Origin of the sequence: Pedobacter kyungheensis (assembly GCF_000812965.1) — a bacterium.
GTDB classification, from domain to species: domain Bacteria; phylum Bacteroidota; class Bacteroidia; order Sphingobacteriales; family Sphingobacteriaceae; genus Pedobacter; species Pedobacter kyungheensis.
The window spans coordinates 89,788-112,414 of sequence record NZ_JSYN01000003.1 but is presented as its reverse complement, the minus strand read 5'-3'; the positions used below and the strand labels follow the sequence as shown (position 1 = coordinate 112,414).

General features: G+C 40.8%; 16 protein-coding genes. 14 read left to right on the top strand and 2 right to left on the bottom strand.

The window, feature by feature from the left end:
• Nucleotides 1-389 precede the first annotated feature (389 nt).
• From OC25_RS28515 to OC25_RS03640, 3 genes are all read left to right on the top strand, one after another.
• Nucleotides 390-665 carry an RNA polymerase sigma factor gene (locus OC25_RS28515; protein WP_082018502.1) on the top strand — a complete coding sequence of 92 codons (276 nt, stop codon included), beginning with the start codon at nucleotides 390-392 and terminating at the stop codon, nucleotides 663-665.
• Between the two features lie 22 nt (nucleotides 666-687).
• Nucleotides 688-966: a sigma factor-like helix-turn-helix DNA-binding protein gene (locus OC25_RS26700; protein ID WP_156131390.1), complete on the top strand. Its 279-nt coding sequence runs from the start codon at nucleotides 688-690 to the stop codon at nucleotides 964-966.
• Between the two features lie 561 nt (nucleotides 967-1,527).
• Nucleotides 1,528-2,940, top strand: coding sequence for a hypothetical protein (locus OC25_RS03640; protein ID WP_039471873.1), 1,413 nt, complete (start codon nucleotides 1,528-1,530; stop codon nucleotides 2,938-2,940).
• 232 nt (nucleotides 2,941-3,172) lie between these two features.
• On the opposite strand, the gene OC25_RS03635 is transcribed toward OC25_RS03640, so the two are convergent.
• Nucleotides 3,173-3,592 carry a hypothetical protein gene (locus OC25_RS03635; RefSeq protein ID WP_039471871.1) on the bottom strand — a complete coding sequence of 140 codons (420 nt, stop codon included), beginning with the start codon at nucleotides 3,590-3,592 and terminating at the stop codon, nucleotides 3,173-3,175.
• Between the two features lie 154 nt (nucleotides 3,593-3,746).
• Here OC25_RS03635 and OC25_RS26695 point away from each other — a divergent pair, with 154 nt between their 5' ends.
• The 3 genes from OC25_RS26695 to OC25_RS26690 all read left to right on the top strand — a co-directional run bounded on the left by OC25_RS26695 (nucleotide 3,747) and on the right by OC25_RS26690 (nucleotide 7,486).
• Entirely contained in the window at nucleotides 3,747-4,325 is a 579-nt protein-coding gene (locus tag OC25_RS26695; RefSeq protein ID WP_052265934.1) for a UPF0758 domain-containing protein, read from the top strand.
• 292 nt (nucleotides 4,326-4,617) lie between these two features.
• Nucleotides 4,618-5,937 (top strand): hypothetical protein, encoded by a 1,320-nt coding sequence (locus OC25_RS03625; protein ID WP_039471869.1) that lies wholly within the window; start codon nucleotides 4,618-4,620, stop codon nucleotides 5,935-5,937.
• A gap of 16 nt (nucleotides 5,938-5,953) precedes the next feature.
• Nucleotides 5,954-7,486, top strand: coding sequence for a P-loop NTPase fold protein (locus OC25_RS26690; RefSeq protein ID WP_052265933.1), 1,533 nt, complete (start codon nucleotides 5,954-5,956; stop codon nucleotides 7,484-7,486).
• Between the two features lie 39 nt (nucleotides 7,487-7,525).
• Here OC25_RS26690 and OC25_RS03615 read toward each other — a convergent pair whose 3' ends face one another.
• Nucleotides 7,526-9,376 carry a hypothetical protein gene (locus OC25_RS03615; RefSeq protein ID WP_039471867.1) on the bottom strand — a complete coding sequence of 617 codons (1,851 nt, stop codon included), beginning with the start codon at nucleotides 9,374-9,376 and terminating at the stop codon, nucleotides 7,526-7,528.
• A 257-nt stretch (nucleotides 9,377-9,633) separates the two neighbouring features.
• On the opposite strand from OC25_RS03615, the gene OC25_RS03610 reads away from it, so the two are divergent.
• The 8 genes from OC25_RS03610 to OC25_RS03575 all read left to right on the top strand — a co-directional run bounded on the left by OC25_RS03610 (nucleotide 9,634) and on the right by OC25_RS03575 (nucleotide 22,621).
• The gene (locus OC25_RS03610; protein ID WP_052265932.1) at nucleotides 9,634-12,957 is read left to right on the top strand and encodes a DEAD/DEAH box helicase; all 3,324 of its coding nucleotides are present in this window, start codon (nucleotides 9,634-9,636) and stop codon (nucleotides 12,955-12,957) included.
• Between the two features lie 303 nt (nucleotides 12,958-13,260).
• On the top strand, nucleotides 13,261-14,565 hold the full coding sequence (locus OC25_RS03605; RefSeq protein WP_039471865.1) for a hypothetical protein: 1,305 nt from the start codon (nucleotides 13,261-13,263) through the stop codon (nucleotides 14,563-14,565).
• A gap of 87 nt (nucleotides 14,566-14,652) precedes the next feature.
• Nucleotides 14,653-15,693, top strand: a complete 1,041-nt coding sequence (locus OC25_RS03600) for an HNH endonuclease domain-containing protein (protein WP_039471863.1) — start codon at nucleotides 14,653-14,655, stop codon at nucleotides 15,691-15,693.
• A 290-nt stretch (nucleotides 15,694-15,983) separates the two neighbouring features.
• Nucleotides 15,984-17,054 carry a hypothetical protein gene (locus OC25_RS03595; protein WP_039471860.1) on the top strand — a complete coding sequence of 357 codons (1,071 nt, stop codon included), beginning with the start codon at nucleotides 15,984-15,986 and terminating at the stop codon, nucleotides 17,052-17,054.
• A gap of 80 nt (nucleotides 17,055-17,134) precedes the next feature.
• Entirely contained in the window at nucleotides 17,135-17,389 is a 255-nt protein-coding gene (locus tag OC25_RS03590) for a hypothetical protein (RefSeq protein WP_039471858.1), read from the top strand.
• A 422-nt stretch (nucleotides 17,390-17,811) separates the two neighbouring features.
• Nucleotides 17,812-18,807, top strand: coding sequence for a ComEC/Rec2 family competence protein (locus OC25_RS03585; protein ID WP_039471856.1), 996 nt, complete (start codon nucleotides 17,812-17,814; stop codon nucleotides 18,805-18,807).
• Nucleotides 18,791-21,184 (top strand): RNA-directed DNA polymerase, encoded by a 2,394-nt coding sequence (locus OC25_RS03580; protein WP_039471854.1) that lies wholly within the window; start codon nucleotides 18,791-18,793, stop codon nucleotides 21,182-21,184. The genes OC25_RS03585 and OC25_RS03580 overlap by 17 nt, the downstream gene beginning before the upstream one ends.
• Entirely contained in the window at nucleotides 21,185-22,621 is a 1,437-nt protein-coding gene (locus OC25_RS03575; RefSeq protein WP_039471852.1) for a DNA polymerase, read from the top strand.
• The last annotated feature ends 6 nt before the right edge of the window (nucleotides 22,622-22,627 follow it).

Genomic DNA, 22,627 nt, shown 5'->3' with positions numbered 1-22,627 from the left:
TTTGAGTTTTACTAAAATATAAACATACTTGGAATATACATTGCCTGGTTGAATAAATACTGATTTTTGTGAAACGCTCAAACGATATGCTTTATGTTTTGACTTCCCAAAAAGTTATAGACAGTTTTGATACGCGATTTCATATTTATTTGGCTTAACAAAATGATTACATTCCGTTATTTCCATTATTGGGAAAAATATCCCCACCTTTGTATCCAATATTTCCTATATGTAGTGCCGAAGGGAAGGTTGTACGCCAAAGCTGTAGATAAACACATTGAAAACCCATCTGACCAGAGTGGGTTTTTGTGATCAGCTCCAACGGGTTCAAGGTCAGGCCGTGATATAAGTATTGGAATTACTGATTCATAAAAAAGTACCAGCAGACTATGCTCTGTTATGCCCATTTCTCGGATCTTGAACTTGCCGATCTTTTAAAAGGGAAGGACGAGGGAGCGTTTACCGACATCTATAACCGCTATTGGGCAGTGCTTTACTGTCATGCCCGCAGACTGCTCCTGGATGATGAAGAAGCAGAAGACCTCACGCAGGAGGTGTTTCTGACTTTGCTGAACAGATCGGGTGATCTGGAACTGAGCTCACGCTGTCTGGTTACCTGTATAAGATTTCGCGCAATAAGATTCTTATCATATCGATCACGATAAGGTAAGGGATAAATATATTTCCTTGCTGAATGATTTTGCTGAGGCCGGTCGGTATGAATCGGATTTCTTGGTACGTGAGAAGCAGCTTAAGGAGTTGATTGAAATCGAAGTAGCTGCACTGCCCGAACAGATGCGCAAGGCATTCGAGATCAGTAGGAACCATGATCTTGCCCATAAGGAAATAGCTGAACAACTGGGAGTATCTGAAGGGGTGGTGCGGAACAATATCAGCCGATCACTAAAAATCCTGCGAGAAAAGCTGGGTCCAGTAGTGCTGTTGTACCTGCTTCTGAAGAGATAGATACCGGTCCGGAAAATTATTTTCAAAAAATAAGCCACCGAAGGATTATATGAAATGTAGCTTAATTAATGGCGTGTTGGATCATTGGAAATTTATCCTCGCTATAGGAAAAAGTGTAATTTTGTAGAACTGTTGCCTGCTACGAGGTTGCCGTTGCCTTAATTGAACTGTGTGACAAGCACTATTCTATTTATGCCATCAAATGGTTTTAGTGTGAGAATTCGAGCGCAGCGCGGTTAACAGGATTCAAAGGATCACAACTCAAGGCTGATGATCGGATTATTACTCTCGAGCTCTGGTGTTGCTAAGTTATCTGTATTAATCGATGTAAGAGATTAGATGTTGAAGGAACCGTTTGAATGTAGTTTGGCTGCGTCAATTATTCACTGCTCACATGAGTATGAACCGTGTGGCGATTTTACCTTTGGAACTGCCCCGGTCAGGGTTTTTCTGATGGAAAGGATGAAGAATTGCAAAAAAAAACGGCTCGCTTGAATTGACCTAGATGTGATGCGGATTACTTTTTTTATCTTCGCTTACCTAATTATTTAATAATCCTAAATGAAGCGTGTTTCGAATATTGGAATTCATATTCCATCCAATGACGAGAATTATATCAGGCTTGACAGCATAAGTTCCCTTTCTGAAACAGATATAGCGATCTTTTCTCCTGACCTAGATAGTACCGCCTATTCTAGCTATGATTCACATTATTCCAGGGGAGTCTATGAGGGCAAAACGCTCTACAACAAAGATTCATCATCAAAGATTCTTGATCATACCAAGCACTGGCAAAGTGAGCTTCTCCATTTTGTAGAAAATGGTGGGACTTTGGTGGTGGTTCTATGTAAAAAACAAGATTTTTATATTTATTCAGGGACCAAATCAACTAGTGGTACCGGTAGGAATCAAAAAACCACAGAGCATGTAGCCCCATTTACCAATTATAATTTATTGCCATTTAGTTCTGTTGACTTCGCTTCGGCAAGTGGAAAAACGGTATACCCAAATTCAAGTCTGGTAACTGAGCTTCATAATAACTTTAAAGATTATTTTTCATTCGAAACATATATCAAAAGTGATGTTATTGGGAAAGGATCGACTTTTACTACAAAAAACAAAGACAGGGTGCTTGGTGCAGCGTTAACTTTGAAAAAAGGTTTCCTAGTTTTTCTTCCCAATGTGGACTTTGAGATCGATAAATTGACTCAATATAATTCTAAAACAGACAAGACAAGCTGGAATTCAGAAGGAATTAAATTAGGGAAGCTTTTTCTTAACTCTTTGGTGCAGATCGATAAGGTCTTACATCAAAAGCAGGATAAAACGCCTAAACCTAACTGGCTATCTGAGACGGCATATGGACTACATTCGTCCACGGCTACCCAGACCAAGATTTCGAAGTTAACAGAGGAAATTCTTAGAAAAAAGAAAGAGATAGCAGATTTACGAAATGAGCTAGCGGAACAGGATAGCCTTAAAGACCTGCTATTTGAGACGGGAAAGCCGCTGGAAAAAGCCGTTATAAAAGCTTTGATTATTCTTGGTTACAAGGCAGAAAATTATGACGATGGTGAATTGGAACTCGATCAGATTATTATATCACCTGAAGGGGAACGGCTTATAGGTGAATGCGAGGGTAAGGATAGCAAGGATATAGATGTGTCTAAATTTAGGCAGCTTCTTGATGGGCTGAATGCTGATTTCGAAAAAGAGGAGGTTAAGGAACGCGCATCGGGGCTGCTGTTTGGTAATCCGCAACGGCTAACATCTCCCAACGAAAGAACACTGTCATTCACCGCCAAGTGCCAGACTGGAGCCAAACGAGAGCAAATTGGACTTGTAAAAACTGCAGATCTTTTCCTGGTATGTAAACATATTCTTGAAAGCGGTGACCAGCATTTTGCTAAAACATGTAGGGAGAGTATTTCGCTGCAGCTTGGGGAAATAGTAAAATTTCCTGAGATTGAGTGATAAAAAACTTCAGTTTTACTGAGGATTTAATCTGGGGATCAAGGCGCGGCGATGAGATCTAGTTGAGTTTATCCATAAGCAGATATAACTCTATATGGCTTCTCAATGACTGTATCATCACTTTCTCTGTAAAGATAAAGCGTGTTGTATCCTTGATGATAGAACTGAGTTTCAAAGCTGATGTGATCAATAGTCTTACCATTTACGGTTTTAATGGAACAGGGGATTTACATTAATAATTGTACCGGGTGTTGAGGTCTGGATCAATTTTGAAGGTGAGCCAGTTCATGTCTTCTTTCCAGCAAAATTCAAAGCAGCATTTCCACATTTCTCGGCCTCCTTCCAGTGCTGCTCCCGTACAGAAGCGGTGGTCAAAACCAAGCCTCCTCAGTTCATCTTTTCTGATATGGCGGATTTCTCCTTCTTTTAAATTGTTAAGCCGGTATTGTTTCAGGACCCTGTAATTATTTTTAATGGTTTTGATGACATCGGGAAAACGTTTGTTTTCTTCGGCGCGGTCTACTGAGCGGATACGGCTATTGTAGTTGTTCTTGCAGTCTACGTTACAGAAGATTTTTCCCGCCCTGCCGTGTAGTATTTTATCGCAGTAGCGGCAGCGCGGTTTTTCGTGGGTGGGTGTTTCGTTGCTCATGGAAGTTGGTTTTTCAAGAGTTTCCTATATCTAATATCGGATAATTTTTTGTGGAAACCGTTATGTTGTTTGGTTATCAGATAAGATTTTTTTTTCTGCTGTTAATTTTTAGCACAGCGACCAACTTTGATGCGGATTAAAAATTAAAGGCATTATGAAAAATAACATTTTGACATCTGAAAGCTTCTCTAGGGGAAACAAACACTATTTTTTCGATTACAAACGGGCAATTAACAGTAGCAACTTTATCAGTCTTACCTTAAGTGAGGCACAGCATTGTGGTGGCTACGGTCGCCAGTCGATTCCTGTGTTTGAAGAGGATTTTGGGATATTTATCGAAAGCTTTTCTTCTCTTATAACCTCAATCATGCATTATGGTAAGGCATATGAGACGGTTCAGGATATGTGGGCTTTAGGGCAATATAAAGAGCGGTTAGGAGAGCATGGGATCAAGGGAATGCAGGAAGGGGAAAGACCAAGGGAAAAGATGCTGGAGCGAGGAGCAGGTAGGATGACAGATTCTGAACTGCTGGCCATGTTGATCGGCTCGGGTACGCCGGGTGAGAATGCGATCGAGCTTGCCCATAGGATATTACAGAGCGTGGAATGGAAGCTCAAGGGACTTGCTGCGCTGGATTTTTCCGGACTGTGCCGGTTTTCAGGAATGGGGATTGCCAAGTCTTCTTCGATTATGGCAGCGATGGAACTGGGCAGGCGCTTGGGGCGGTATTGATTATGCTTAAGTCTTATACATCCTTAACCTTTTATTGTGGATTTGTGATGCTTTTATTTTAGGCTGATTTGTATTTAAAGCGGAATATTTCCAATGGATAATCTTTTTTAGCGGTAGTTGTTTTTGATCCTTTTATCGAGAACAGTACCGCTATTTGGTCGGTATTGCCATCCGGATTTTGGTTATGTGAAATTTTTCCAGGTGCCCCATATGTCCTGTTTTTTGATTTATTTCTCCATATCTGCTGGGTTTATTGTTGCAGAATATATAGTTTTACGCAAAAACGCTCTACATGAACCAGCACCTTAATATTTTTCGTTATTATAACGAAAGTAACTCTTCTGAATTTATCGAAAATAACCTAAGCAGGGCCTTTGCCATCTGTTTGGAAAGCGATACACTCTTTTTTAGTAAATACATTCAGGCCATTGTTGAAAAGGATGATTATGATTACCTGTTCAATCATTATGAAGATGGTTCGGTTTATCAGATTGACCTTCAGGTGAACACTAATTCTTTGGAAGTATCAGGGTTAAAGAAGGTTTATGCTGTTGCAATGACGGCCGATAGAAATCTTGATAAGGGGGATTTTCTCTCGCTTGAGGCTTCGGTTTCAAAGGAAATCAATCTGACGGATGTACTCATTACCATCAAGGATATCGCTATAGTAATTGAGGTGAAGCGGAATACTTTTGACTGTAAACAGCAGCTTTTTGACCAGGTTGTGCCGCTTGTTTCCTCTGGCCAGCAGATAAGCGTCGTTCCTGTAAATTTTTCCTGGAAGCATACCATGGTGCTGATGGAGCAGGTAGCCAACCTGATGCAGTTCAGGGGAGGGAGATCGAGGATGCTGGACGATTTTATTGCTTTGGCTGAAATAAGATATCCTTACTGGTTTTCCAGCCGTCCGTTCCATCAGTTGCCGTCCTTAGCCGATAGTTCGCAAAAATCGGTTCATGCGAGGAATCTCCGGTTAAAGCAGATCATTAATCATTCGGCGCAGAAAATACTGGATTATGCCGACCGAATGGCCATAGGTATCAATTTTGGATGGGCGAGCGAGATCATTCCTTTTTTTCAGCAGCACCGGGGAGATGATTATATGGTTTTTACCATCTGGCCGGGTAATACCAAGTCCCAGGGCTATCATATTTATGATAAACCGCTTAGCTGGATTGAGCGGAAATCCTTGATGATCGGGGATATAAGTTTTGAACTTGATTTGGAGTACCATATTAAGTTTTGCCATTTTAACCGCTTTGTAACCTCACTTGATTTTGGTCCGGAACAGCTTTTGAAGCCGTTGAACACTGCGAAGAATTTTTATGATAAATCTGGTAAATGGGATCTGAAGGATTGGAACGAGTTTGAATTGCTGATGGATGAGCACCTCAGGTCGGAGTTCAATTGGCGGGAGAAATGCGGCTTTGATAAACACTTTGTTAAGACTGATAGAAATTATTTCACGGTTTCGTTCGGCTTTATGGTTGATTTATATGTTCCTTATAAGATTTTTCAGCAATTAGATACTGATCTGAACAATTATTCAGCACCTTCGGGTTTTATTGATCAATTGGTAGACGCTTATTCCCATTTATTGGACCGGTCTTAAGCAAATTATATTCCTTATGCAAGAAGTTAAGAATAAATCTGGGGAAAGAATTCCCATAGATGGCGAACTGGAGCGTTTTGCGCTACATTTATCCCCTGCGGACAATAAAAGGATTATGTTTTCGGCAGGTTTTGGTGCTGGTAAGAGTTATTTTCTGGACTCTTTTTTTACTGCCCATAGCGATAGCTACCACTCGGTTCAGCTTTATCCGGTAGATTATTCGGTGAGTTCGAACGAAGATATTTTTGAACTGATCAAGTTTGATCTGCTCGATGCGTTACTGAAAAGATATGCTGAAAAGATCAAGCTTAGCGAAGAAGATATCAGCCAGGGCTTGATTACGCAGGAATTTCTAAGGAGCGAGGTGAACTTTTATAAGGTGTTCAAAGTTTTTGCCAAACATTTTATTCCTTTTGGAGAAGCTGCAACCGATACGTTGGATGCCCTTAAAAAATTGTTTGATGCCCATAATACCTTTTCGGGTGAAATTAGGCGTACCGGGACTGATAGTGCTGAGGAATTTATCAAGACATTCCAGCGGAAGAGTGGTAGTGTAAGGGAATTGGATGGTACTACGCTGCTCATTCGAGATTTCGTTTCCAGGGTGCGCGGGGATGAAGATAAACCGGTTGTACTGGTTATCGATGATCTCGATAGATTGGATCCTGAGCATATTTTTAGGATATTCAATGTATTTACTGCTCATCACGACAGTCGTTCTGAGGAGAATAAGTTCGGTTTTGATAAGGTGGTTTTCGTGTGTGATGTGAACAACATTGAGCATATTTTCCATCACCGGTTTGGGCAAAAGGCTGAATTTTCCGGATATATAGATAAGTTTTATTCACGGGAGATTTTTCAGTTTCGGCATCGGGATTTCCTTAAGCAGCTTTTTCATGATGCCTACCTGCGTCCCAGGTTGAATACCGCCCAGCAGGATGAACTGGCCAGAGTCTATGTTCAGATGTTGGATAAAGGACATAGGTTCCAAAAGGTTCTTATCCGTACTGTCGGTGAGATGATTGATATAGATGCAGTGAGGATCCGTAGTCTGGTAAAGTTCTCTGTTTATGAACTGGCTGATTATACTTTTAGCTATAATGAACTCAGGATGCAGGCTTTTGCTTATCCATTGTTATCGCTGATCCACCTATTGAGACAGCTCTTCCCCAGGCTAGAGGACCTGGATGCGGCTATCGCTGAACTTGCTGGAAATTACCATTCAGATTATTCGGTAACACCGAAGGCTTTTGATGATGGAGGCTATGCCAGGGAACTCATCAATTATTCACTTCCTTTCATCAGTCCAGACACAATCTTTACTTATAACATCACTTCCGGAGAGCGGGAAATGAATGTGCTCAATGAAAAGGGCAGGGGGTATGTTATTAAATACCGCTTGACCGAAGATTTTGAGAATGGCGGCGGAAAGATGGAGTACATCGTAATGTATAATCCGGATCAGGTTGGTGTTATTTATAGGCCAAATCCATTTCATTTGTTTTTACACGCTTTCCGTTTTTGCCGTCAAAACGGGCTTTTACATTAAGTCGGTTAACTAAAATACATTTGGGAGGTAGGATATTTATTATTTGCTGAATTTTCTAAATGCACTTACCATCTGGAAGATATAATAGGAAACAATGATCCGACTGAGCAGGTCGAACAGATAGATGATTTTGGGGGATTGATCTATGTTCTCCGTTAAGTCTTTGATACGGTGGGTGGGGTTGAGTAGCACGATCCACATTTTCAGATTCTCCAAGATAACCCAAAAACTGATCTCCAGGTCTTTCCAACTGGAAGCGAAGTGGTTATAGTCGAGTTTGTCTGATGCGAGAAAGCCGACTGGGATATAGCTAGCCAGTGAAAAGACGACTAGGCCGGTCAGTGCGCGAAGCCAGCTCTGGCCGTAATTATTGCTTGCACTGCTCCAGAGGATCAGGTATTCACTCCATTGCCTGGGCCGCTGGTGGGTTACGGCCTGCTTGTAATAATAGAGTTCGTGGCGTTGAAATTCTAGGGACTGGGGCGTATCTCCCTGTTTTTGTGAAGCAAATTTTAGCTGGCGGTAAATTTCTCTCACTGCATTCAGGCGCTGGTAGAGGACCTCTCTTGCAGCAGTAATTTCGTATCTTTTTCCACTTCGTTTTGCTGATTTAAGGGTTTCATTGGCAGAATCGATGCGATGGTTTTCCAGCTGTGAAGGACTGAACCAGGTTAAATTTGAAGTGGAAATGTCGGTGAGTACCACATTGTGCAGATCGATAAGGTCGTAGGAGTTAAGGTCGCTCTGAAAAAAAAGTGCTTTGCCCAGATGGGTATTGTTCATCTTGACCGCTGAGCTCCTGATCAATAGTGGATCTTGGTCGTCTGCCCATTGGATTTTGGAGGCCCGGAGTCCTGAAAAGATAATTCCGCCTTGATTGTTGGTTTCACAGATGGAGAGCTCATTGACTGCTACATTGGTGAAACTGATGTTTGCACTGTTGTTATAACCCTGCATAAAGATTTTTCCTACATCCAGGTCACTAAAATTGAGGTTACCGCTAAGGTTGGGGGTTAGTTCTAAGATGATCATTTTAACAGGGGAAGTCCATTTGCCGTCTCCTCGTGCTCCTTTTACGATCAGTCCAGAGGCAAACCGGCAGCTGTCTATAGAATATTGCAGGATCCCGGAATAACCCTCATGAACTAAAGCATTGTAGTCGATAAAAAAGGCGCGTTCGAAGTGGCTGCCAAAAAGCCTGAGCCCTCCATGTTTATTAAGCAGGCCTTTAATATGCACCTCACCGCGGAAAAGTCCATCGTGGAAAAGGATATTGTTTCTGATGATCTTGTTGTAGAGTTCCAGTCCTTTGGAAAACGTTCCAGGACCTGTGAATTTTAAGTTTTCAGCACTGCCGTACTCAATTAATGCAGTTTGTTGTATCTGGCAGGATGCTAAATGTATATCTGCTTTGATCTGGCATTCTTTGATCAATAGCGGACCTTCTAGGTTGCATTTTTCGAGCATAATTCCTTGGTGCTGTGTACGGATTTTCTCCAATATCAATGGGCCGGAGAATTTACAGTCTTCAAAATGGATTCCCTCATGTAATTTACATTCTTTTAATTCTACCTGGGCTTTAAAGACGCAGTTCTTAAACTTGATGCTCAGTTCTTCGCCCCAGATAAGTTCTTGATAGGCTTCAACCCTCAGGGATGAAAAGCTGATAATCTGGTTAAAGGTACATGCCTCAAAATAGATGCCCAGGCCAAGATCTGTTCGGTGGAAATGAACCTGTCCGGTAAATTCTGCCCGGCGAATATGCATGTACTGGGCTTTATATTCGCTTTCATTGATTACCAGATCTTCGACTCGGATGTCTTGGATCAAATCCTGCAGGTTTGATTTTGAAAACTTGGATTTGAGGTCGTAAAAGGTATCAGTGGACATGAGCGAAAATTATGGAATTAAAAAGTTAAATCTGTGTGAAGATATGAAATTGGTAGTAAAATGAAAGTTTACTATGCTGTTGGATTTCACAGGATTTGTAGTATAATTTGCTTGGCTTGTTTGACTGAATTGAGGGCGGATCTATCGGAACCAACTCAGGCATGGAAAATTGGGTCAGGAAAAAAAATAGCATGCAATTTCTGACATTTGGAGCGGACTGATGAATAATTCTGTATTTTGGGTGAAATTAATCTTTTATGACCGCTACTCAATTTTTAGAACTTGTTAAGAATTTCAAAACTGGTACCGGAATCAGGCTGCCTAGAATCGAATCCGGTGCTTTTAAACAGAACATCGGAAAAATAAACCATATTATCAAAAATGAACGGTATGGGGAAATCATTGCCATTGAACAAATTCCGATTTCGCCAAGGATAAGTGAAAATGCTATTGTTCTCCGGGACGGCATTAAAATACTAGTCAGTCAGCGGAAGAAAATTGCTATGCCAGAAGAGGTATCAGGGGTACTGTCATTTGATAGCGAGGGCAAGCTTTTTTGGGATCAGCATGTGTTGATCAATGAATTTCGTTCCAGGGTTGTCCAAATTGGTTTAGAGAAAATAGCTGGTGAGATCGCTGCAACCTGGCATGATATTTTTTCATTTAAGGCGGAGAAAAAGAACAGCAGCGGGGAGATAACAGATTTTGGATTCCGTCCACCACAGCTTGGGGCCCTTCATGCTATCGGCAGCCACTGGAGCTTATATCATAGCGCTGGGACTTTGGTCATGCCGACCGGAACTGGAAAAACAGAGACCATGCTGGCTACAATGGTAGCTTACAATCCTGGAAAAATACTGGTTGTTGTACCCTCCAGGGCGCTCCGAGCACAGACATTTGAAAAGTTTTTGACCCTGGGACTGCTCCGCAAGCTTGGGAATATTGGTTTTGATAGCTTAAACCCAATTGTCGGAGTGGTTACTTCGATACCTAAAAGCGATGAAGATCTGACCATCTTTGATAAGTGCAATGTAATAATTGCCAGCATGGGGGCTTTGAATGAAGATATTCATTTTCCGTCATCCAAGAAAATTGCTTCTAAAGTTGATGCGCTCATTATCGATGAGGCCCACCATATCGCAGCTCCCACCTGGACAGCCTTTAAGGAGTTTTTTCAGGAAAAGAAAGTGCTGCAGTTTACCGCAACACCTTACAGGCGTGATGGAAAGCTTGTTGATGGTAAGGTCTTATATGAATATGCGCTACAACAGGCCCAGGTAGATGGGTATTTTAAGAAGATAAATTTCTATCCTGTTCATCAGATTGATGATCTCTTATCAGATTCTGATATTGCAAATGAAGCGGTCCAAATCCTGAAACAGGATCTGACTGCAGAATTAGATCATATTTTAATGGCAAGATGTGCCGATACAACACGCGCGGGAAAAGTGGTTGAGATTTACAGGCAGCTTGCTCCGGAATTAAACCCAGTGCTGGTACACTCTGTTGAAAAGGGGAGCGAGGCATCATTGAGAAAGATCTTTTCAAGGGAAAGCAGGATTGTGGTTTGCGTGAATATGTTGGGAGAGGGATTTGATCTTCCGCAGTTGAAAATTGCTGCGGTTCACGATATCCATAAAAGTTTGGCTATTCTTTTACAGTTCACCGGTAGGTTTACCAGGACTTCGGCAAGTAAGATAGGAGAGGCCAGTATAGTTGCAAATATAGCACGGGCTGAAGTATCGCTTGCCCTGGAAAGATTGTACAGTGAGGATGCTGATTGGAATATTTTGCTGAGTGAAATGAGCTCTCAGGCGGCACGTTCCCATGCTGAACTGATGAAGTTTCTAAATGAATCTAAGCAGTTGGAAGGAGGACAGGATGGTGTGGATGCCCAAGAAATATCTCATCATTTGTTGAAGCCAACCTTCAATACCATGATTTACGAATGTGAAAAATTCGAACCAAAAAGATTTCATGAAGGGGTACCCGATAATATGTCGGTACAACGCGTCTGGTTGAATGATGAATCCAAGACGATATATTTCGTGACCAGGGTAGATTTTCCATTAAAATGGACCCGGTCTAAAACGATTAGGGATACAGAGTGGCACTTGTTTGTTATCCATTATGATCAGGAACGCAAACTAATATATTTTTCTTCAACGGAGAAAACGAATTTCTACGATAAGATGGTTTCGGCGGTTGGTGCGACAAGACAGATTAGGGAGGAACAGATATTTCGGACCTTGGGCAGGATAAATCGGTTGATCTTTCAGAATATCGGCGTGAAAAAAAATGGGCGGAGGAATCTTCGTTTTGCCATGTACGTGGGAGGGGATGTTGTTCAGGCTTTGGCACTGACTGAGAAAACCGGATCAAGCAAGTCCAACCTGAGTGGTACCGGTTGGGAGAATGGAGCTCCTGTCACTATTGGGTGCTCTGCGAAAGGTAGGGTATGGGCAAGGGATCCTGGCAGTATTCCAGAATTGATCCAATGGTGTGAAAACGTAGGGGATAAGCTGCTGGATGAGAGTATAGATCCAAGTAAAATTATAGATAATGTATTAATACCGGAGGAAGTCGAAATTTTACCGGCAATAAGGACACTTTCGATTGACTGGCCGATGGAACTGTTGAGAAAATCGCAGGAAAGAGTCAATATTTATGATAGCCATGGTAAAGATTTTACCTTATCATTGATCGATATAGATGTTGCAGCAATGCGGAAATCTGTTAATGAAATTGTGTTCACTTTAAGTTATAATCAGGAATCTGTTTGGGCAACATTTGTGTTGACTGTAGGTGGGAAAGATGGTTTTTTGGTTGGCGAACAAGGTGGGGACAAGCTTAAGATAAAGATGGGAAGGAAGGATCTTTTCCTATCCGAATATTTTTCGAACTATCCGCCGTTGATCCGTTATATTGATCTTTCTGAACTTGATGGAAACCTCTTGATCAAACCTCAGAATCCCCGTGAATTTGAGCTGCCGGAGCAAATTTTTGAGCCTTGGGATTGGAGAGGGGTCGATATATCGAAAGAGTCGTTATGGAAAGAAGGAAATATCAGAAATGACTCCATTCAGTGGAGAGTTTCGCAGGCTTACATCGCTGCAGGATATGAGATCGTGTTTGATGACGATGCTGCAGGTGAATCAGCTGATTTGGTCTGCCTCCGTGAAGAGGCAGATTTTATAAGGCTGGCGCTGGTCCATTGCAAGTTCACTAAAGGGAAGGAACCTGGTGAGCGCGTGAATGATGTTGTTGAGGTCTGTTCGCAGGCCATACGGTCAACTAAATGGAAGTGGAAATTTAAGGATCTATGTACGCATATATTGGGACGGGAAACCAGGTTAGCTTCTGCGATAAGACAGAGTAGGTTTTTGACCGGTAATGCAAATTTGGTAAATAGGGTTAGTCAGGTAAGTAGGTTCAAAGAAATTAAGCTAGAAATAATTATTGTCCAGCCTGGAATTTCTAAGGCCAATATTTCCCCAGACCAAAAGATAGTACTTGCAGCATCCCATAGCTTTTTGCAGGAAACTGTTGGTATAGAGTTACAGATTATATGTAGTGATTAACATGATTTTCATGCTGATCGGACAGTTGGAACTAAGGGGAAACGATCTTAGGTATTCAGAAAAATTCTACAGATAAGAATCCGCGATTGAGGGAAATACCATAGGCCTGATGAATACTTTAGATCAATACGATAGACAAACGAAAGGAACTTAGGGGAAAGGGAGCGCAGCTGACAACTGCCGAAAAGTTATATCTGAGTGCTTTTCATGCAGACGGAAGTGAATATCTGTTGCCTGAAAAAAATATCAGAGATACCCGCAAGTTCCTTTGAATGAAAGCGGGAAAATGCATTATTTTTGAGAATGGATTTAACAGCTCTTATCAGGATTTCGCGTGAAAATATAGAAGAATATACTCCGCTGCTCAGAGAAGTCGAAATAAATGCCGAAGAAAACTTTTCTGATATGGAACTGGGAGCCGGACTTGTAAATGAAGTAGTGGAACTGTTCCATAATGCATTCGGGAAAGATCCTGGTCGTTTTGTAAGAGAAGTTTTTTTGGAAGGAGCAGCGCTGATCAAACTTACTGGCGATCACCGGCATTATATTTATCAGCAGTTTGAAGAATTAAAAAAGGCTGCTCCTGACAGAAATTTTCAAATTAGGTTGGTCAATCTATATCGGAGCACGGTTTCGGATATGTATGATCCCTATTTGTCGATTATCGTGGGCTGTCTACAGTTTATAGAAGGGATATTTACATCCATCAACCAGGCCAATTTGAGCGGGTCCGAACACAATAAACTGGAGTTTATTCAGTCCAGAATGAAAAATTCCAAGCTGTTTGAGGGGTATTTTTCCATTATTAGAAATGCTGTGTCGCATGCTGGTACCCATGGAATAAGTTACGCTGAAGGTCACATCGTTTTTCGTAACATCAAGCGTTCCTCAAACCCATTTGTTTCGGCAACAGCGAAAATCAGCAACCATGAGTTACTGGCTGAAATACAAGCTATGATCAACTTTACCACCGCGATCGATGTGGCCAGAAATGTCTTCGGGCTGGATATAGGCAATATGATTGTAGCAGATAAGAAAATCGCTTCGCATTTTGCCAATCATCTTGCGGATAGAGAAGCTTTTGAGTTATGGCGGGCGAGGTGTGATCAGTATCATGAAAAAATATGGGTTGATGGGGCATTAAGCGAGGAGGAAAAGATCGACAAAATTGCAAAGTTGTTCACTGCGGCCTGCACAGATAATGGACTTGAGGCAATCAGCGTGACATTAAAAAAAGATCCCAAGATTCTGGTAATAAATATTCCGTATCAAGAAATTGATCATTCCGATGAAAATCTTGTCGTTGCCCGGATAGTGAAGATGATTAAATACTGCATTATTGCTGAGCCGGTATTTTGTTTTAGATATTCGTCTTTTCTTGTACAAGAAGAGGAAAAAGAGGGAAAGGATTCTTTACAGGTTTGGCTGCAAGGCAACGATCTGAAGGAATATTGGATAAGGAACGCAGATATTCATGACCTTATCGTAGACGGTAAAATCTATAAAAATAAAGAATACCTGAATGTCACAGTGGACTTTCAAACGCTGGAAGAACTTGAGATGAAATCATTGGTGAATAAGAACAGAAGAAGGAAGCCACGTGTATGATAAGTGATAAAGAAGAATTATAAATACTTTATTTTCCTGACCGGTATAATACAATCTTAATTATTTATTCCCGATATCACTATTTATATGAAGCTACCCTATACAGAACATTTGCCGGTGAATCTACTCGCTGCGTGTTTCAACAATACCTCGGCCAGTTATAAATTTTACTGGTTTCTGTCAATATTAAGCCGCGCCGAAAATGGAGAAACTGAGCTGTCAAAAAATGCTCTTTTTGCAGACATGGTCGCACAGAGCTGGTTTACAATTAATTACTTTAAGGTGTCCTTTGGGAGACAGGATAAGCTGCAGCAGGCTTCTGCGAAGATCAAGGAACTGGAAGATCTTAGCATTGATGCTGGTAGAGCGTATATTTTTCAAAAGCTTTGTGCCAGCGAGAATAAGCAGACTATTAAAGAACTGAGGTATTTCAATGCTGAAGTCCCCCATCGATTTTTGAGCCCATGGTTCAATGCCAATAACTTGAAAACAGCTTATCTGAAATCGCAGTGTTTCACCAATAACTGTTTATATGCGCTGCATCAGGATTATATAATTGTAAACCCTTTGTGGAAAGACTATCTTCAGCAGCATGCCGGTATATTAAAGTCATTTTGCTATTGGCATTTGAGTATATATTTACAGGCTAGAAATCCCAGTGTTCCGGATATCCCTGGAAAACTGATCAAATCGCCCAGGAGAAAAAGTCTTTTAGCGCAGCGAAAAAAATTCTGGGATATTGTGATAGGGGAAATGGGAGCTGTAGATTGTATCTATACAGGTAAAAAACTTGGGGTAGGAAATTATGCGGTAGAGCATTTTCTGCCATATGCATTCGTATCACACGACCTGATCTGGAACCTGATACCCGCATGTCCTTCGTTTAATAGTTCGAAAAGTAATAAGCTTCCATCATTGGAAAGATATTTTGATCCTTATTTTACCTTACACCAAAATGCAATAGAGATCATTCAGGCAAAAAGCCCGGGTAACAAATTTCTTCAGGATTACCTTACGATTCTGCCAGACCTTGGACCTGATTATTTTAATGCGCAAAGTATGTTGGAGCGGATGCAGCCAATGGTCACTATTGCATCTAACAATGGATTTGAGTTCGTCAAGCTGTGAATGTAATTCTCCCATATTTCCAGCGATGATGGCTCTGGTGCTGAGCCAGTCAGAGAAGTCCTGGTCGAAGATATTTCCTTCCATGAGCGATAGTTTGGAATAATAAGGTAGCCTGGATTGTTATGGATATTTAAAGCGGAAATGAATTGGGTTTGATGAAAATGTTTTAAAAGATCCTGTTTGCATAAGTTGCATTTTACCATTTTTAAAAACTATACAATTATCGTCATTTGGATGCAGGAGACCTGTAATGCTGTATATTGTAGCTAAATCAATTTCCTAAAGCGTTTATGGAGAACCATCGCAGAGCCGATGAATATTATTATGATGAGTATGACAGGCGGACGATAGCGGATCTGAAGGAAAAAGAGCAGGCTTTGATCGGGGCCAGAAAATTGTATGTGAAGGCAGTGGAGGAGGATGAGAAAGACTTGGTGGCAAAATATGTTGCGCTCAACAGACGGTTTATAGATGCCGGGGTAGAGTGGGCAAGGTCGAGGGAAATGGAGGTGAAGAATAGGATGGCTGCTGATGAGAGAAAGGATGGGATGGTGAAAAGGGCAAAGGTGCCTGAAAACATCAGGTGCGGCACATGTGGGGAAGAGATGTTTGTAGAGCTGTCGGATTTTATCGATGAATCTTATGACCTTGTTTTCTTTTTTGCCTGTCCGGCGCATCATGCACCCAGAAGAGCTGTTTATGCAAATAGGAGGGAATATGTATTGCCAGAGAGCAGGTGCGGTCATTGTAAGGGTAGGGTGTCTTCCAAAAAGAAAAAGAGCAGAAATAAAATAATCTTTACTGATACCTGTTTAGCCTGTGGTAAGGTTGATAAAAGGGAGCTAGTTATAGGGAAAAGGAAAGTCCTGCCGATTGAGGACGCTGAAAGACAGAAGTATTGTATAGATTTTATTGGACGGCGGTCATTTACCGAGGATCTTCAGGCATTGGTGAATATCAAGCTGATGGCGGATGCGGAAATGCCGGGCTGGAAAGAGGGGGATTTGGGAGAAGAACGTGTGGTGAGGCCTGAGATGCTTAATGTGGCTGCATTGGAACAGCGGCTGACTGGGGAACTGGAGAAGAGTGGTTTTGTCAAGTTGCAGTTTGAAAAACCAAAGACCGGCAGATTTTTGACGATGGGATTTTCCGTGCAGGACAGCGGCAACCGTGATGCTGATCAGAGTATAAAAAAGATAAAACAGCTGATTAGTGGGAGTTTGCTTTTGACCAATTGGCGTTTGATGTCCGGACTTGAATGTACCTTGGGCTATCTTACCGGGCAGCTTAAAGGCTATTCGAATGGAGAAGACCTCAATAAGTTAGCGCAGGAATTATCGGCGAAAAAAAGAGGATTATGATGAATTATGTTGCTGATTAGTTTTAGTTAATATAGAGGGGACTGTACTATGTTCAAAATTGATAACTTAATATTTTAACCATGATTAAAATACATCCTGAAAGAAGAAATATAACTCCGAAAAGGGCAGTAAGGATCCTGAAAAAATATGGGGAAAAGATAAGTCTGAAAGAAGCGATGTTGATGCTGGACCTGATGTATAACCTTGCGATATTGGCTGCTAATCAGGTGCTCAGTGATGATCGGATGACGGACCTCTGGACGGATGTCAAACAGAATGCGCTTGAAGAGCAATATCAGGAGAAGAAAAGAAGAATGGGGAAGGATAGAATTTAGTCCGAAGAATTTTGGCTTTTTTAGGCCTGCATGGATTCAATTATTTTAAGCATCCCGTTATGTTTTTCGTTATGTTATTGCCGACTTCAGTGGGAACTAGATAGCGGATTCAGCTCTTCCAGATAGTGCCAATACTTCAATTTTATCAACCAGCTATTATTTTTGAAGGGTAAATCCTTGCCTCAAAAAAATAAAAGGAATTGCTGAGAGAAGAAATAATGATCTGAAGACCAATGCATATGCTTTTGACAAATACCAAGAGACCTGACAGAAAAGAGCCGACCAGAAAGCATCAATATATTCACCAAAACAGACTTGTAAACTGTTATCCAGGATTCCCGGATTAAGATGAGATTTAGGTTTAGCGCAATGCCGGAATTGAGATAATTAAATTTGTATATTGGCAAAAATTATCGCTTAGTATGAACATAAAATACCTGAAAGCAGGCTCTGGTGATTCAATTCTTATTCAGGATGGAACATATAATATTCTCATTGACGGTGGAAATGACTTCACTTATATACGTGATGAGGTCACCAAAATCTTCAATGCAGGCCAGAAGTTAGATTTAGTAATCGTTACCCATCATGATGATGATCATATTTCAGGTATCATAGCACTGGTGCGCGCCGCAATTGATGGTGATTTTGGGCATGAGTTTATAAAAGAAATTCTATTGAATTCACCTAAAAAGATCAAAGGCCTTATTCCTTCAACAGACCAAAATATGCTATCCTACAGGCAGGCTCGGGATTTGGAAAACCTTTTGGTCGGTTACACGGCAAAGTGGGACATTGCCACAGCTGAAACTCCAGCATGCACATTTGGGGAAATGACCCTTAGATTTTTATCACCAGTTAAAGAAGTTTTAGAAACATACAGCTCGGCTGAAGGCGCATATCTAACCAGTGATTACAGGTGCGACTGGGATTCTTCGATGGCAGCCCTAGATAAGTACTTAGATGACGAAAGCCAAGATGATTCGGCGTCGAATAAAACGAGTATCGTTATACTGGCCGAGACACCAGGAAAGAAAGTTTTGCTGACTGGAGATTGTGTTCCTGAACGTATGGACAAAATACTTTCAAAACTTCAGGAAGAAAATCCAGGAAATCCGGTTTACTTCGACTACGTTAAGCTACCTCACCATGGCAGTTATCGGAGCCTTTCAGAGGCGATGCTATCAAAAATGGATTGCTCGAAATTTATAATAAGTACCAATAGCAAAAAGCACTTTCTTCCAAATAAACGGGCGATTCTTAAGGTAGCAAAGTTTATACCTCAACAGAAAGAAGAGATACAGTTTCTATTTAATTATGCCGAACCAATAGAGAAATTGAATATTAAGTCAGATGAGTTGCGCAAGTATAAAATTAAGTTGAAGCAAAATAACGAGATATATGGCTACGGTACTTGACAATTTACGAGGTTGCGGGATCAAGATCTGTACAGTCGTTGCCGGAGTAAAAGTTTGTGGATCTGGAATTCTATACCTTACTTCCAATCTGGAAAGCTATAATTACGTTCTCACAGCAAAACACATTTTTCAGGAAGATAGCAAAACACCTTACAGTGAAGCGAAGTTAGGCCACATAGAGGTTCTGTATAGCGATAAGAAAGGTTTCCAACGGCTGGAATGGATTAAAAATAAGCAGATCAAGGAAAAGTTGTTGCTTTTTGACCAAGATCTTGTGATTCTCAAAGTAAATAAAAATCCAAAGGTTACTTTTCGGCAAATACTGGTTTCTGATGAATTGCGAGACTCTGACGTAGATTTTTTTGCCTGGGGTATTTTTGCTGCTAACGAAGACGAACTCCAAAGGTTCGACTTTCAGCGAAACGACAGTTTAGCAAAAAGGTACAGGCTGCATGGTCCGGTAGAATATTCATGGTTAAAAGGATTATCTGGTGCAGGGCTTTTTTCTCAGTCAAGAAGCACGCTATTTGGTGTGATCACTAGATATCCAAACACGGAATTTCAGAATGCGACAGTCGACTTGGTCGATATTTCCTTCGCTGAGATCAATGTGAGGTTGAAAGATTCAGGACTTGTTGAACTGACCACGGAATCCTCGCATTTCAAGAGGGAAATAAAATCCGAGGTGGTTGACATCCATCAGGCATTTATCAATGACACCTGCGTTGATCTGGAGCTTGCCCGCAAACGGTTAAGTACTGATATTGGTGATGACTGGTTTCATGATCCGCTTAAGTACATCGATTTGTTGAATCAGGATTATCTTTTTGCGCAGTTTGAAGAATATTTTAACAACAAAGAATATCAGGCTAGTCAAGCGGAAACATTTTATGTTCCCAAAAAGAAATTTACATTAAGGTTGGCATTGATATCACCGTTTATAGACCGGATTATGTATATGGCTTGCGTCGGCACACTTGCACCAAAACTTGACAATGCGCAGATTGCGAACGTGTTTTCCGCAAGGTACAATTTTTATGATCCAGGTAACCTGATCTTAAATGGTGTCGAACAATGGAGAAAGCTCCAATACCATTTACACGAAGTAGCCGAACAAAAAGATCAGGATGAAAAATACCTTTATAACTGTGTCATTGAAATCGACTTATTGAATTTTTTTGATAACATTAGCAAGGACCTCTTGCACAGTAAGATACTTCGTATTTGTGAGACAGACAATGAGCTAAAGGCGGCAGAGATGCTCAAAATGATTTTGAGTAAGGTAACAGACAAAAAAGTTGGCTTACCACAAAATAGTGATGCTTCTGCATTGTTGGCCTCATTTTATCTCAATCAGGTAGACATTTTTATGCAGCATCACGCTCCAGAATACTATCGCTTTATGGACGATATCAAAATATTCTGCAAAGATAAGTATGAGGCGAGAAAGATATTGCAGACCTTTGAATTCGAACTGAGGAGATGTTACCTATCGGTTAACTCACAAAAGACGGAAATCTTTACCTTCAATGATAAGCCTGGTAAGGTAGTCTTACAACCTGGTGAAAAGCGCAGGGGTGATTTCAAAGGAGCGTTCGATCTCACGGCAGCTAAAATAGCAAAATATCGTAGGTCAAATAATGCACAATACAAGAATGAAGCATTTCATTCCTCAATAGAACTTTTAACTAACAACCTTCACGTACACAGCGATCAACGAGACGACGCAGCAAAAAAGATGAATTTCGCGTTGAACACAATCGCGATGTTAGCCTATAGGGGGTTGGAAGAAAGTAGCTTCAATAATATTGTAATAAGTGCAATTGAGAAGGCCTGTGCCGAGCTTGTCGACAGGCCGTGGATTACCACGGAACTATGTAAAGTTTTGAGTCTCATGCCGACAGAGATCGTCGAAGAACACATACTCAGACATCTTTTGCCAATCGTTTTGGATGAGAAATATAACACTTATGCTTTCCAGGTATATCAGATATGGATGCTTCTGGCAAAGCATAAAATTAATATCCCTAAACTGAAAACTTACGCTGTAAGATGTATTGAAAAGAATGATGATACCAACAAAGCAGTAATTGCTGCAATGGTGATATACATGTGTTCGGTCGATATGGAGTATCGTCGGGTAATCTTGCGGAAATACGAAGAGGGATTTACCCATGGTTACTTTCAGAACCGAATAGCACTCGTTGCATTACGTTCATTTAGACCTGAGATCGTGCTTGGTAAAACCGATCCTAGTCTTGCTAAATCACATGAATTCAGCCACAAAAAGAAAGATCGAGATCTTGTTTTTGTCAGGGGATTCGATGAATTTGATAATGCAAACGGAGAAACCAGTGAACAACTATATTCGCTTTAAATGATTAGACTAGCAGTACTTTACATAGAAAACAAGTGGTATTCGAGAAATATAGATACCACCGATGATTACTACGAAAACCATAAGTTTGGAAGTGATGATCTGATACTAACCTTTCAGAGCTCGGAACTAATACGGCATTTAAAAACATTTAAGCAGTTCAGGAAATGGCCAGAAATTGTCGACCTAGAGGGGTTTGATAAGCAAATGACTCAAGAAGGGAAAGATCTGCGGGAATATAAAAAATGGACAATGTTAGAGGCATTGAAATATCACAACATATTGGACCCTGACTTTAAACTTAGTTTATCCACAATCCGAGAATTTTTGGGAGGCATGGGCATATTGTATTTATATATGCTTAATCAAAAACCTGAAGAAATAAACCGTTTCAACGACTTGGAAGCCCAAATCAACAATGTAATTTATAGACGCCAACTACGTGGCGTACCTATAAATTTGAATTTGGCTGGAAACCTTTGTGCTGATTTAGAAAAAGAAATCTATAGAATAAAGAATATTTTGCAGCTCAAATACCGAATTTTCAATCCCGAGAACGAGCGTTGGCAATCCGAATATTTAAAGAGCAAAGGATACCGCCTGGTAAAGTCCGCACTATTTACTTTTAAAGCCTGGAGAAATAACGACGAAATTTGTAGCTTGATGTACGACATGATCAGGAACCAAAAAGACTTCGATAGCCTTCTTTTTATGCAGTCTCATTGGGGGGGAGGATCCTGCGCTTATCCAAAATATCTAGGTTTTGGCACTATCACTTCCAGGATAATTTTGAGGGAACCTTCTTTTCAGAATTTGAGGAAATCGAACAGGAAAGTTGTTGTGGCTGAAAGGTTTCATAAACTGTTGTATATAGATTACTCGCAGTTCGAAGCAGGGATACTGGCCTCATTGAGTGATGATCCAAAGTTGATAGATCTTTACAATACCGACATCTATGAAGACCTGGCTAACTTTGTTTTCGGAGATCCGAAAAAACGTTCAGATGCAAAGGTAGTGTTCTACCGCTATATGTACGGAGATACAACTCTGGACTTGAAAGCCCAACTGTACTTTAAAAAATTTATAAAACTTCAGGAATTTAAGGAGAAAATCGATAAAGAAATGGCGGACAATTCTCGGGTGGGTACCTCGTTAGGGAATTTCCGTATAAAAGGTGAAGAACAGGTTACCTGGGCGTTAAGTCATGTAATTCAAGCCACTGCTTCTTTGATCTATAAAAACGCACTAATGAGAGTCGCAAATGAACTAGACAGGGCAAAGTTTTTAATTCCTATGCATGACGGAACTGTTTACCAGATTTCAAATTTGTGGTACGATTCTCTAAAACCCAAGATTGAGGGAGTTTATCTGGAAGAATTCGTAAAGGTCTGTCCAAAAATTAAAGCAAAAGTTAATATGAAGGATGTATTCGATTAAATATTT